This is a genomic window from uncultured Maribacter sp. (assembly GCF_947500405.1).
Taxonomy (GTDB): Bacteria; Bacteroidota; Bacteroidia; order Flavobacteriales; family Flavobacteriaceae; genus Maribacter_B.
In genome coordinates this window covers 261,525-274,168 of sequence record NZ_CANMRY010000005.1, presented here as the reverse complement: position 1 = coordinate 274,168, position 12,644 = coordinate 261,525, and the positions used below count along the sequence as shown (strand labels likewise).

Here is a 12,644-nt window from a genome sequence, read left to right as displayed (position 1 = left end):
AGAAGAGCTACCATTCACAAAGGCTCCATTATTAACACTATAAGAAGTTTGTAATCCTAAAGAATTACAATCAAAAGATTCTACGTTTACATTTAGGTTTATAGCGCAACCTTGCGGGGTGTTATAGGTATAGGTACCTTCATCAGAAGCAGTTGCATTAGTTATAACTAAGTTGTTAGTATTAGAAGGTTTAGAATTAGGCCCGGAAATACTAAAGCTAGTTCCATTAGGAATTAGAGCTAAAGTAATATCATCCCCTTCTGTAATAGTTACAGAAGAGCTACCATTCACAAAGGCTCCATTATTAACACTATAAGAAGTTTGTAATCCTAAAGAATTACAATCAAAAGGAGTTATGTTAACTAGAAGGTTGTAAATACAGCCTGTATCAGTAGTAAAGGTATATGTTCCATCGTCTAATGTTGTTGTATTTGAAATATTTAAACTTTGATTGTTTAAGGGTTTGTTATTATCGTTGGGGCCAGTAATAGAAAAAATAGTACCATCAGGATCCATACTTAATAAAATACTATCTCCTTCATCAATAGTTACTTCAGAGCTTCCCAAAACAAATGAACCACTACCATTTATTTGGTGTTTAATTTGAGAAGATGAACAAGATGAGGATTGTACATTTAAGTTTAGAGAAACTGAACATCCTTCTTCTGAAGTTAATATGTATGACCCTTGACTTGCAGTAGTAACATTTCCTAGGCTATAATTGTCATCTACAATGTTTCCATCTGGTAAAGTGATAGTAATATCTAGCGGGTTGCCATTTATGTCATTAGGGAGAGCACTTAGAACTACTAAATCACCTTCATTAACTGTTATTGAATTTAGACCACTAGACCAAACTCCATTTATTTGATATTCAGGAGAAACAGCAGTGTCTTGCGGTCCACATACACCAATAACATTTAAATTAATTACAGCAGAACACCCTTCTGATGTTGTTAGTACAAATTGTCCAACATTGCTTTGGTCTACGAGTCCATTGTTTCTTTCAGGGTTCCCGAAATCGTGAACACTTGTATCTATTTGATAAAAATAATTTGAGTTTCCATTAGAGTTAAAAGTAGGACCATCTATTTGTGGTGTAGTAACATAATAGTTGCCACTTGTGACTTGCGCTCTAATGTATATTTCATCTCCTTCTACTGCATTTATATTATTTCCTGTTTGCCAACTGCCAGTTGTTCCTACTCTGAATTGAGCAGTTATAGTTCCATTAGGGCAATCTGGAACAGAAGTATTTCCGGTTAGTTGCCCTTCCTTAAAAACATTTTTTATTTCTTCTTCCCCTAAAATTTTATTGTAAATTTTAAATTCATCTATTTTTCCATTAATTTCATCTGTAATACCACTCTGATTTGCGTATCCGGGTAGTTCTGCTGGAGTACGATTATCAAAAAAACCAGAAGTAGTAAAGTGAGATTGTAGACTTCCATCATTTAAAAAAGGGATAGTTCCTGTTCTTTCTTTCCAAGATATAAGTTCTCCATTTGCATATAGTTTAGCTATTTTTCCATCATAAGTAGCTGCAATATGTACCCAAGTGTCCATAGGTGTATTACCAGCATATAAATCTACTGGGCCGTTATCTGTTTCAAAAGCCCATTTGTACATAGTGTTATGAAAACCAAAGAATAGAGTGCTAGTGTAATCATGACTTAATAGACCTACGTTAGCAACTTTTCCTGTTTGTGGAATAGTGCTACCTGCAGAGTTTCTATACACCCATGCCATAACAGTAATATTGTTATTTAGTGTGGCTAGGGAAGAGGAGTAAGGCATAAATAATAAGCTGTTACTATTGTGTTCTAATCCATCAAACTCTATTGCTCCTCCAAAAAGGCCAGTTTCCCATGAGTAATTAACAGGTGGAATTGTGTTTCCATTGTTGTCTCTTTCTTCAATGAAAGCGTCATTTCCATAAGAAGAACTATCTGTTGCCGTTGTACTAGATCCATCATCAAATTTTAAATCAACAATTAAATTTGGGTCTTGAATATTTAGCGGGATAGCATTACCTATTTTTATAGTTTCTGCTACGGAAGGGACTCCATTATTATCTATCCCAAAAAGCATGTAATATCCTGGGGGTAAAAGGTTTCTGTTAGGTATAGAAACATTATAAGTGCCATTTCCAGAGAAATTTAATGGTATTCTACGTTGTTCATTATTTGTACTATGGGTAGCGGCAGAGAAACGAATTAAGCTAAATTCTTGAATATTGTTACTCCCAGTTACTGTAATACTTGTTTCATAATCCGCAGTGTCGGGGGCTGTAATATTTGGCCTTATAGCTAATTCACCTGAATTATCAAAAAGATAAGGAGGGCTGTATATTTCTGCATTAAAATGGTTTTCGCAACCATCGGTGTCATCACATAGTCCTCCACCTCCTACAAAAACTCTTCCGTCTGTTAATAAAATAGAAACGCTATGGTATGTTCTTGCTTCGGACATGCTAGCAACTGTAGTCCAAGTGTTATTAGTTGGATCAAATAATTCAGCTTCGTATCTAGCACCTACATCTGTGAAAACAGCTCCACGGTCTAATCCTCCTGTGACTAATACTTGTCCATTCGGAAGTACAGTACTATTGTGCATTGTTCTGCTAAAAGCTAAGTTACCACTTTGAGTAACTAGAGGCGCATCTCCATAATCAACATTATTTAAATCTATAACATAAGAATTGTTTTTTGCCGGAGTAGTACTAGAAGAATTTGCACCATAAGATTCTGCGCCACCAACTTTTAGTATTTTGCCAATATCAAACATGACAGTTGTTCCTTTCATGGAATAAGTGTCAGTCCCACGATTTCCTGCACTTACTATTTGACCTCCATCTACATTTGTGTCTATCCAATGCATCATTTCACTAGGTCCGGCATGAAATAAGTGTCCATTAGGTGCTGGCCATAGCCATACATGATTATCTACTCTATATAATCCTTGCTCTTCTTTAGCTAAATCAGTAGCATTGTAAATGTCACTTCCTTTAATGAATGGCAAACTAATCCAACCTGTTTCTGGAGACCATATTTCGGCATCTTTTCCACCATTATTACCTGCACCTTGGCTCCATGATCCTCCAACAGTAAAAACAGCTCCATTTGCTAGAGTAGTATTACCTTGATAGCCTCTAGGTATGTGCATATCTTGGGCAGTTGACCATTGGTTTGTTTCAGGGTCGTAGATACTTGTTTTTTCACTTGTTGTACCTCCTGCGGAAAGGATACGACCATCTGCAAGGTTATTTATTCCAGGACAGAACATATCATGATTAGTCTGAGCAACAGTTTCTCCAAGAGCTGTTCCATCAGGACCAATAGTTGGATCAAAAATTTCTGTATAAGTCATGCCATCACCGGACTCTATAAATGTATTTCTAAATTGTGAAGACCAGGTTAACAACCTTCCGTCGGGAAGATTTGCAGCTGCAACAGGTACAATCCCAAATGGTATTGGGTTACTCCATTCTCCTTCTTGAGATTGGTTTTGACTATTTACAATTAAACACGCTAAACATAATAATATGAATAATATATTTTTAGTTGTAGAATCCTGCTTTTTCATTTTTACTTTTCGTCTAATATGTAATGTTATTCAAATTTATGTCATGTAAGAATTAAACTTCAATTAAAACGGTAAAGCCAATTATTTAATCGATTAAAAACTTATTTATTTAAAAGAATTAAAATGAACTTTAAAAAAGCTGCTTTTTAATACTATTTTGGGGTTTGTTTTAATGTTGTTTTTAGTTTTAAATAAGAGACTTTTAATTTAGTGTATATTTGTGTGATATATAAATAAAAACTTAAGAGTTTTTTATCAATACAATATTTTTAAGTTCCCTTAGTTTTATAGTTTAATGTCGTTTAGACGAATATTTAATAAGCTTAAACGAAATTTAATGTTTGTACAATTATATAAATAATTGAGTGACTATATTAGCAATAAAATTAATTAATATTGTTAATTTAAAAAGTATCAAATGGTAGATAATTACTTAGCCCATAATATAAATAGATTTGCATCTAAATGGCTAGTTTTAGTAATAGATGTGTTAATTACTGGTATTGCTTTCTTTGTAGCATATTGTATTAGATTTAATTTATCTCTAGATTTTGATATTAATAAGCTGCTAGTACAATTACCTATTGTAGCTATACTTTCCTTGGTTTCTTTCTTGTTTGTAGGTTCCTATAAAGGAGTGGTGCGCCATACAGGTGTTAGAGATGTCTATAATATTTTTAATGCAACATGTTTAGCAAGTATTTTGCTAATATCAATGGTTTTATTTAATAAAAGTATAAATGTTATTGACGATTTTACTATTCCGCTTTCTATAATTATTATACATAGTCTTTTAAGTTTTATAGGTCTAACAGCTTCTCGTTTCATTTTTAAATCAATTTATAGTAATTTTTTAGTTAGAAATTATAAGATAACTAAAAACGTTTTGATTTATGGAGCAGGAGAATCTGGAATCTTAACAAGTAATGCTCTTACATCAAATTCAAGAAGTAAGGCTAGAGTAGTTGGTTATATTGATAGAGATGTTAAAAAATCTGGTAAACAAATTAATGGGGTTAATGTTTTTCATGAAAAAGAATTAACTCAAGATTTTTTAGTTAATAAGAATATTACAGAAGTTATTTTTTCTATTCAAAATATAGAACCAAATAAGCTTAGAGTTTTAGTAGAGAGCTTGGTGGATTATCCTGTTCTAGTTAAAATAGTTCCTCCTGTAGAAGATTGGATTAATGGGGAATTAAAAGTATCTCAAATAAAGAAAGTTCAAATTGAAGATTTATTAGATAGAGCACCAATATCTATTAAGAATAGTAAAATAGAAATGGAACTCAAAGATAAAGTTGTTTTAGTTACTGGAGGTGCTGGTTCTATAGGTAGTGAAATTGTAAGACAAATATGTAGCTATAGTTATAAATCTTTAATAGTTATTGACCAATCTGAGTCTCCTTTATATGATTTGCAGCAAGAATTAAAACAAAATGGATATCATAATTTTGTTCCTATTGTAGCAGATATTAGAGATAAAAATAGGTTAAACGCTATTTTTCAGGAGCATAAACCAAATATGGTTTTTCATGCTGCAGCATATAAACATGTACCTTTAATGGAGTATAATTCTTATGAAGCTATAAAAATTAATATTGCAGGAACTAAAACTGTAGCAGATTTATCTATTAATCATAAGGTAGGGAAGTTTGTATTCGTATCAACAGATAAAGCTGTTAACCCTACTAATGTTATGGGTGCTAGTAAAAGAATTGCGGAGATGTATATAAGTTGTATGCAACAAGAAAATAAAACTAAATTTATTACTACAAGATTTGGAAATGTTCTAGGCTCAAATGGATCGGTTATTCCATTGTTTAGAAAGCAAATTGAAAAGGGGGGGCCTTTGACTTTAACTCACAAAGATGTTACCAGGTATTTTATGACAATTCCGGAAGCTTCTCAACTAGTATTGGAAGCTGGGGCAATGGGAGAAGGTGGTGAGATATTTATTTTTGATATGGGAGAGTCTGTTAAAATATTTGATTTAGCAAAAAACATGATTAAATTATCTGGGTTAAATTATCCAAAAGATATTGATATAAAAATTACAGGATTACGTCCTGGGGAAAAATTATATGAGGAGTTACTAGCTAATGGGGAAAGTACTTTGCCAACATATCATAAGAAAATAAAAATTAGTAAAGTTAGAGAGCTTGATTATGAAGGTGTAAGGTCAAAAATAGATGAATTGTGTATAGCAAATATGTTTTTTAATGGAGATACAGTAAGACTCATGAAGAAAATTGTTCCCGAATTTGTTTCTAATAACTCTGAACTTTGCAAATTTGATAAAAAGGATAATAAATCTAAAAATGATAAAGCTAGATTAAAAATTGTTCAATCATAATTTTTTATTAATCTTGCAGTAATTAACTTTTTTAAAACAAACTATGACCATTAAACAAACTTTAATTTCTTTATTAAGCATTACATTATTTTTAAGTTCATGCGCATCTAAAAAAGATGTAGTTTATTTTCAAAATGCGAGTGATTATGAAACCATTGTTAGTGATAATTCGTATACTAATAAATTTAAAATAGACGATGTTATTAGTATACATGTTTCTACTTTAGATCCGGAAGCTAGTATGCCGTTTAATCTTTTTAAAGGAGCAGAAGAGGGTGGTATTAGACCAGAACAAGTAGACTATATTATAGATAAGAATGGGGAAATAGATTTTCCAGTTTTGGGAGCTGTAAAAGTTGTTGGTCTTTCTCCTGAAGAGACAAAAGAGCTTATAAAAGAAAAGTTAAGTTTATATTTAAAAAATCCAATTGTTAATATTCGTTTAAAGAATTTTTCAATTACAGTGCTGGGTGAAGTTAATAGACCAGGTACTTATTTGGTTAACGGAGAGCAAATTACAATATTAGAAGCATTGGGTTTAGCCAATGACTTAACTATTAAAGGTATGCGAGATAATGTTTTGGTAATAAGAGATTTTAATGGAACAAAAGTTTATACTAGAGTAGATTTAACTCAAAAGGAATCTTTAAACTCCCCAGTATATTATCTTACTCAAAATGACGTGGTTTATGTAGAACCTAATAAATCAGCAATTACATCTTCAACATTAGATAATAGGGCATCAATATGGGTTTCAATTGCATCAGTTTTGATTACTTCAACTGTTTTAATTATTACTAGGTAAAAAAATTAAGATAGGGTTATTAAATTAAAATAAATAATAATGAATTCTCAAGACTTTTCATCTAATAATTTAGATTTAAAAGAAATATTAAAGGTTTATACTAAGCATTGGAAATGGTTTTTAATATCTGGATTAATAGCATTAATTTTTGCATTACTATACATTAGGTATGCAACTCCAGAATATGCCGCAAATGCTAAAATTCAAATAATAGAAGATAAAAGTTCTGCCTCAGAATTATCTGCTTTTAATGAATTAAGTTTTATAGGTGGAGGAGCAAAAAATAAGGTAGAAGATGAGATAGAAATATTAAATTCTAGATCAAATTTTATACAAGTAGTAGAAGAGTTAAAGCTTAATATTACAGTTACTCAATTAGGAAAAATTAAAAGTACTGAACTTTATAAAAGTAGACCTTTTAAAATTAATTTTATCAATAATGATTCTTTAATAAATTCTTCATCTTATGAGTTCTTTATAGAGTTATCATCGGATACTACTTTTGGGTTTAGTGAATTTGAAGATAGTCCACTTAAAGTATATTCTTTTGGAAAAAATATACAAACAAAACTTGGGGATATTGTAATTACTCCAAACATTCCTTTTTTTGAAGATTATAAAGGAAGTAGGATAAGAGTTAATATTAATCCAATTTTTAAAGTTGCAGAAGGCTATCAGAGTAAAATTATTGTTTCTTCAGCTCAAGAGTTTTCTAATATTATTAATATATCTTTAAATGATGCTATTCCTTCAAGAGCTATAGATATTATGAATTCTTTGATAAGAACATATAATGCTAATGCAGTAGTCGATAAACAAATAATAGCGGATAAAACTTCAAAATTTATTAATGACCGAATTCAAGAGATTTCAGGTAATTTAACTTCTGTAGATCAATCTGCGCAAGATTTTAAAACTAGTAAGGGAGTAACAGACATAGCAAGTGAAGCTAATATAGCATTAAATGTAGGTGCGGCAAATAGACAGGAATTGGAAAATGCCAAAACGCAATTAAATATAGCTTCAGGAATGAAAGATTATGTTTCAAGTGAGAGTGGGTATGAAGTGTTACCTTCAAATGTTGGATTATCTGATCCAACAATAGCTAATACTACTGCAAAATACAATGAATTAGTGTTGGAGAGAAATCGCTTATTGAAGAGCTCAAATGAACAAAACCCAATTATAGTAAATCTAGATCAGCAACTAAATGGTTTGAAAGAAAGTATGAAATCTAGTTTATCAGGAATGGAACGTAATTTAGGTTTACAGGTGAATAATTTATCTGGACAGATGTCTAGAATTAATTCTAAAATTTATTCGGCTCCTAAGAACGAAAGACAATTAAGAGATATAACAAGACAACAGCAAACTACAGAGTCATTATACCTTTATCTTTTGCAAAAAAGGGAAGAGTCCCAAATTACTGCGGCCTCTAGTTCTCCTAAATCTAAAATTATTGATAATGCTTATCAAAAAGGAGATTTTCCAATAAGCCCTAAGAAACCTTTAATTTTATTAGCTTCTTTAATATTTGGAATGCTTATTCCTTTTTCTATTATCTATACAGTTGATTTATTGGATAATAAAATTCATAGTAAAACTGGTTTAGAAAAGTTAGTAAAAGAAGTTCCAGTTTTAGCAGAATTACCTAAACTTGGTAAGAAAGATGAATTTTTAGTTAAAAAAGAAGATCGTTCTGTTTTAGGAGAGTCATTACGTATTCTAAGAACTAATTTAGATTATTTAATAAAATCTAAAAAAGGAGGGAGGAATAATGTAATTTTTGTTACCTCAAGTGTTCCAGGAGAAGGAAAAACATTTTTATCTTCTAATTTGACTATGATACTAGCAAATACAGATAAAAAAGTATTATTGATAGGCGCAGATATTAGAAACCCCAAATTATATACATTTTTTAGCAATAATAAAGATGTAGATAAGCTTGGTAAGCCAAGTAGAAATAAAGATGCTGGGTTAACAGAGTACTTATATGATGATTCATTATCATCTAAAGATATAATTAATCCAATGCTAGTACATACAAATACTATAGATGTTATTTATTCAGGGAAAATACCACCAAACCCATCTGAATTGTTGATGAGTAATCGAATAAAAGACTTGATTGCAGAAGCTTCTTTAAAGTATGATTATGTGATTGTAGATACTGCTCCATTAATGGTAGTGACAGATACTTTATTACTTACAGAGTATGCAGACCATATAATTTATGTTACAAGGGCTGGTGTTACAGAAACAAGAGTGTTAGAGTTTCCTTTAAAACTCAAAGAAGAAGGTAAATTAAATGGATTATCTTTTGTTGTGAATGATGTTAAAGAATCTAACTTAGGATATGGTGGGAAGTATGGTTACGGTTATGGGAAAACTGTAAAAAAATGGTGGAAATTCTAATTTAAAAATGAATCAAAAAAGTCCTCTAAATAAACTTATTTAGAGGACTTTTTGTTTAATAAAAACTCTGTATTGTTTTATCAATAACAGGTATTATTTTTTGCAATTGTTTTTTCGTAAGTTTTATTTCTTTTAGACTATTTAATTGTCTAATATTATGAATATCAGAACCAGCAAAGTCTATTAAATTTTCGTTTAAAAGCCTATTTCCAGTTTTTTGAACATCTTTGCCATAATAATTACTTAGCGAAAGTAAGTTTAATTGAAGCATAATACCCTTACTTTTATATTTCTTGTACTTCCCAAATTTTGGATGTAAATAAACATAACGTTCTGGGTGTGCAAGAATTGGAAATAATCTTTTTTCTGAAATTTTTTGAATTGCATTATCAAAATTTATAGAAGCTTGTAAATAAGACATTTCAATCAAAAGATAACTTTTCTCTAACGGCATTACCTTATTGTCTTCTAATATTGTTTCAAAATTGGCATCAATCATATGTTCTGCCGCTATTGAAATAGAAATACTATTCATGTTTCTAGCTGCAAGCTCTTTTTTTAATTTTACATAGGCTTTAGAAATACTTTCATTATTATTTGGGTAATAATTATGCATAATATGTGGCGTGGCAATAAAGTCAGTAACCCCAAATTCAGAAAATCCCTTAATAAGTTCTATAGAATCTTCTACTGTTTTTGCTCCATCGTCAATCCCTGGTAAAATATGATTGTGTATATCAGTAAAACCTTTTAAATGGTCTATTAAAAAAGTTTTCTTTTCAAAAAAACTAAACATATAAATAAATCTTAGTTAGTATATTATAAAACGAGTACATTCTAAAGATATTACAGCTTATATCTTTTTTACATATTTTGTAATTATAACAATTTGTATGCCATTTACTTTACCTTCAATGAATTCTGCATTTTCATGATCTAAAGAAACTCTACGAACTGCAGTGCCCCTTTTTGCAACCATACTAGAGCCTTTTACAGGTAAATCTTTAATAAGAACAACACTATCCCCTGCATTAATAATAACACCATTACTATCTCTATGAATAACTCTGTCTTCAGGGTCTTGTCCTTCACCAGTTGCTTGGGCCCAATTAAGCTCTTCTTCCTCTAAATACATCATATCTAATAAATCCTGCGGCCAACCTTCTTTTCTTAATCTAGATAGCATTCTCCATACTATAATTTTTACTGCAGAAACTTCACTCCACATACTGTCATTTAAACACCTCCAGTGATTTGCTTCTGTAATTGTAGAATCTTCTATTTGTGTTACACATGTAGAACAAGCATGAATATTATCATTAATATCCCCTAATTTTTGTGGTGTAATTGCATAAACTTGTAAACTTTCAGTAGAACTACATAATTCACAGTTGCCACCAGACCTTTTATTTATTTCTCTCTCTAAAGACATTTCAAATTTTATTAGAGTGCAAAAGTGCATTTATTTTAATAAAATAATTGAAATTATAATAAAATAAATATAATTGATTGATGTTTTGTAGTTTATGAATAAAATATATTGAGTACTATTTTGTTTATAAAATTAAATGAAAATAATGGTTAGATTGAGTGGTACATTTTATTTTTGAAAGCTATTTATTAAATAGATTATGGAAAAACTTAAAATAGGGGATAAGGTGTACAATGTTAAAAGAGATGGTTTTGAAGACCTAGCAAGATATACTTTCTCTGTAGTTGAAAAGACAACAAAAACCCTTGCTGTTTTAAAAAATGGAGTGCGTTTAAAAAATGATCCAAAAATTTCTTATATAATGGAAGATGTTGGTTTTTCTGTTTATAGAGATTATGCTACACATTGGCATTTAGTTTCTTTAAAAGCTATACGAGAAGCTCAAATTGAAAATGAAAAAATAAAAGCTATAGATTGGTTTGAGAATAAGAATTTTACAAATAATGAAAAGCTACTGATATATAGAAAATTTTGTGAATTAAATAATTAAATAGCTCTATATTCTAAATTAGTTAAAGATAATTAATATTATAATTGTCAAATTTAGTAATAGTATTATATATAAGTATGAGTACTAGTATAAAAGCAAATACCTCTTCAGAAAGTAATGTCATTAAAATAGGAACTAAATTAGAGATAGGATATCCTTCTGCATCTAATTACAAATACTTAATATTACCAAGAAAAAATTTTATAATAAAAAAAGGAGGATTAGCTAATTATAAAAATTTAATTAATTTAAATGTTGTAGTGTCTGAAATAGAAAAAAGTGAAGACAACACTATTATTGTTGTACTAAAACATGTAGAAAATAAAAAGTTCTTTAATAGGTATCGAACTATTAAAGCAAATTATAAAGAAGCGATAAATGCTAAAGAATTAATATTCATTAAATAGTTTTTTTAAGAAAGGAAAGTCTTTTAGTAAAATATAAGTGTACGACCATTTTAATATTGAAATACCTAATTTTAAAGAAAATCAACTAATAGTTTTATGATGGATATCTTGAAATTTTTTAAACGGCAAAACAAAGTGATATAGTAAGTGAAGTATGTACATCACCAAATTAAAAATAAAATCTAGAGTAAATACCCCTAAATACTTAAATAGAGGTAAATTACTGATCTAAAATGCATTTACACAAGTTTGCTTTTGACTTCCTAATCCTTCTATTTCAAGCTCAACTATATCATTTTCTTTTAAATATTGAGGAGGATTAAACCCTAAACCAACTCCTGGCGGTGTACCTGTGTTTATAATATCTCCTGCTTCTAAAGTCATAAATTGAGATAAATGATGAATTACCCGATATACATCAAAAATCATATAACCTGTATTGCCTTTTTGTTTTTGAACCCCATTAACTGTTAATTTCATATTTAGGTTCTGAACATCGTTAATCTCATCTGTTGTTACTAAATAAGGCCCTAAAGGGTTAAAGTTATCGCAAGACTTTCCTTTAGTCCATTGCCCACCTCTTTCTAACTGAAATGCTCTTTCAGATACATCATGAGAAGTACAATACCCAGCAATACAACCTTTGGCTTCTTCTATAGAATTTAAGTACTTTGTATCTTTTCCTACTATAACACCTAATTCTACTTCCCAATCTGTTTTCTCAGAATTTCTAGGAATAATAATATCATCATAAGGGCCAACCACTGTATTAGAACCTTTTTGAAATATTATAGGTTCTTTAGGAATAGCCATTCCAGATTCCTCAGCATGATCAGAATAGTTAAGGCCAATACATATTACCTTACCTGGACGAGCTACGCAAGCACCCCAACGTTCAGATTTATCTACATTAGGGTATACTGCCATATTTTTTAAACATTCGTCTAATTTTTTAAGTCCATTAGTATTAAAAAAATCTTTATCCCAATCATTGAACACTGATGATAAATCTTTACGCTCACCATTTATTAATACACCTGGTTTTTCTTGGCCCAATACTCCAAAACGAATTAATTTCATTGTCTTATTTTTAA

The 12,644-nt window shown here is 30.0% G+C and carries 9 protein-coding genes; 5 read left to right on the top strand and 4 right to left on the bottom strand.

Annotation, left to right across the window (positions count from 1 at the left end; translation table 11 throughout):
* Positions 1-3,585: galactose oxidase-like domain-containing protein (locus tag Q0945_RS09460; protein ID WP_299433925.1), on the bottom strand; the 3,585-nt coding region annotated here is incomplete at its 3' end.
* A gap of 418 nt (positions 3,586-4,003) precedes the next feature.
* Here Q0945_RS09460 and Q0945_RS09455 point away from each other — a divergent pair.
* Genes Q0945_RS09455 through Q0945_RS09445 form a run of 3 tightly spaced genes read left to right on the top strand, consistent with a single transcriptional unit; the run spans position 4,004 to position 9,161 of the window.
* The gene (locus Q0945_RS09455; RefSeq protein WP_299433923.1) at positions 4,004-5,941 is read left to right on the top strand and encodes a nucleoside-diphosphate sugar epimerase/dehydratase; all 1,938 of its coding nucleotides are present in this window, start codon (positions 4,004-4,006) and stop codon (positions 5,939-5,941) included.
* A gap of 43 nt (positions 5,942-5,984) precedes the next feature.
* Positions 5,985-6,746, top strand: a complete 762-nt coding sequence (locus Q0945_RS09450; protein WP_299433921.1) for a polysaccharide biosynthesis/export family protein — start codon at positions 5,985-5,987, stop codon at positions 6,744-6,746.
* A gap of 39 nt (positions 6,747-6,785) precedes the next feature.
* On the top strand, positions 6,786-9,161 hold the full coding sequence (locus Q0945_RS09445; RefSeq protein ID WP_299433919.1) for a tyrosine-protein kinase: 2,376 nt from the start codon (positions 6,786-6,788) through the stop codon (positions 9,159-9,161).
* 55 nt (positions 9,162-9,216) lie between these two features.
* Here Q0945_RS09445 and Q0945_RS09440 read toward each other — a convergent pair whose 3' ends face one another.
* The gene (locus Q0945_RS09440; RefSeq protein WP_299433917.1) at positions 9,217-9,957 is read right to left on the bottom strand and encodes a CpsB/CapC family capsule biosynthesis tyrosine phosphatase; all 741 of its coding nucleotides are present in this window, start codon (positions 9,955-9,957) and stop codon (positions 9,217-9,219) included.
* Between the two features lie 57 nt (positions 9,958-10,014).
* Positions 10,015-10,593 carry an alkylphosphonate utilization protein gene (locus tag Q0945_RS09435; protein WP_299433915.1) on the bottom strand — a complete coding sequence of 193 codons (579 nt, stop codon included), beginning with the start codon at positions 10,591-10,593 and terminating at the stop codon, positions 10,015-10,017.
* 199 nt (positions 10,594-10,792) lie between these two features.
* Here Q0945_RS09435 and Q0945_RS09430 point away from each other — a divergent pair, with 199 nt between their 5' ends.
* Both Q0945_RS09430 and Q0945_RS09425 read left to right on the top strand, forming a co-directional pair.
* Positions 10,793-11,143 (top strand): pyruvate kinase, encoded by a 351-nt coding sequence (locus Q0945_RS09430; RefSeq protein ID WP_299433913.1) that lies wholly within the window; start codon positions 10,793-10,795, stop codon positions 11,141-11,143.
* 77 nt (positions 11,144-11,220) lie between these two features.
* Positions 11,221-11,550, top strand: coding sequence for a hypothetical protein (locus Q0945_RS09425; RefSeq protein ID WP_299433911.1), 330 nt, complete (start codon positions 11,221-11,223; stop codon positions 11,548-11,550).
* Between the two features lie 228 nt (positions 11,551-11,778).
* Here the strand turns inward: Q0945_RS09425 and Q0945_RS09420 are convergent, their stop codons facing one another.
* Positions 11,779-12,630 carry a fumarylacetoacetate hydrolase family protein gene (locus Q0945_RS09420; protein ID WP_299433910.1) on the bottom strand — a complete coding sequence of 284 codons (852 nt, stop codon included), beginning with the start codon at positions 12,628-12,630 and terminating at the stop codon, positions 11,779-11,781.
* Between the last annotated feature and the right edge of the window lie 14 nt (positions 12,631-12,644).